Annotated in this window: 1 protein-coding gene and 1 pseudogene; both read right to left on the reverse strand. The window is 40.0% G+C overall.

Features of this window, described 5'->3' with window-relative positions; genetic code table 11:
• Window positions 1-152 precede the first annotated feature (152 nt).
• Window positions 153-560, reverse strand: coding sequence for a hypothetical protein (locus ACFINE_RS09675; protein ID WP_375621884.1), 408 nt, complete (start codon window positions 558-560; stop codon window positions 153-155).
• Window positions 557-1,569 (reverse strand): annotated as a pseudogene (locus ACFINE_RS09680) (filamentous hemagglutinin); the annotation flags it as partial. The pseudogene ACFINE_RS09680 and the gene ACFINE_RS09675, both read right to left, overlap by 4 nt.

Genomic DNA, 1,569 nt, shown 5'->3' on the forward strand with positions numbered 1-1,569 from the left:
ATACCATTGAGAAAAACATGAACCTTGCCATCAGAACCTTTTTGTAAATTCTGTTGTTCTTCATCCGTTAAATAATGTGCGTGAGGAAACAATCGCGCCATTCCAAGCAAAGGCAAGGATGGCGCATTGTTGATCGTCACAAACAGCAAAACTTAAGGTTGGCATTCATCCGCATTTTTGTACTTTTTACAAAACGGGCTGTTTAAGCGCTTTGCGACACTTCTCTTCGGGATGACAGCACCAGGCTGACAAATGGGGAGGTCTCTACCGTTAAAAGGAGAGCACCAGCTAGCTCTCCCTTTATAATGGAATCCTGCTTGGATCATGCAAGCATCAATCGTTGCATTCTCATTGTTGCTTAACTTTTGAACTTCATCCTCAAGATAATTAAGGTGTGGCAAACCACACTCTAGCAATGCTTTTCCTACCTCCGTAGAATCTGCTCCTAGCTTCTCCCACACAGCCGTCTCTCCTCGAGGAGGTTTATCAATGTTTTCAATATCACATCCAGCAACCGTTAACAGAATGAGCAGGCTTAATAAATTAAACAACATTTTCATTTTTTGTTCCCTGTTCTCGTTGAATAAAGTTTTTTAAAATCAAATGAACCGTAATTCCATCTACACGCATCACTCGCATCAGCATAACAATTATGGGGGATCGGGTTAAGGCCCAAGACCGCTCTCCCCATCTCTCTGATTGGATTAGTTGCTATAGTAAATAAACTGTTTGCTGCAAATATCGTCATATAAAAAGGATTTTTTATACCTTTCTCCAAAAGTGAAAAATCTAGATTTAAAGGTGCCTTATAAGCCGTAGGCCAATTGTAACCAATCACTGTACTAATGGGGTCTAACATATGACCTTGTGTGTAGATATAATTTTTTTCGCCATCGCTTAGATAATCTACTGTATTGGCCATCGATTGCATGTGAGCAGCCGCTCCAACAAGATAGAAGTCTGTTTTCTTGGCTACCCCGTGGATACCATGTTCTTGCAAGTCATTTGCTCCATTGCTTACTGTTATGGTACCACGGCTATGCCCACTAACAATAGCATTGTCATTGCCATAACGATAGATAAAATCTTGGAACTTTTTGGTTGAATTGGTCAACCCCCAAGAGCCCCCTTCAAAAAACTTTTGATAAAATGCTACCCCTAATTCTACCAGCACATCGTCAGCTTGGGGAAAGTATGTAAAATAAAGGGGACCATTTTTATTAACAGCCAATTGGACAGCATTACCCGCAGCATCATCTGGTGAATTAAAAATGCCATTGTAGAACATATAAACAGCACCATTAGGGCCTTTTTGTAAATGCTTTTCTTCCTCTGGCTTTAAAAAGTGATACAGAGTGATATATTTTCCATCATTGCCTTTTATATACTCTCCATTTTCATCGGTTAAATAGAGGACATTGCCATTTTCATCATGCGCAACCTCACCTACTGGGTGCTCTTTGACATTTGTGATTTTATAAATTTTATCAAGGTATCCCAATCCTTCATCCGATAAATTATTGATCATATCTACGCGATTATGCACTACCCCCTCAAGCGGTGCGACAT

This window comes from Bartonella sp. AA97HXZ (assembly GCF_042196985.1).
In the GTDB taxonomy this organism is placed as follows: domain Bacteria; phylum Pseudomonadota; class Alphaproteobacteria; order Rhizobiales; family Rhizobiaceae; genus Bartonella.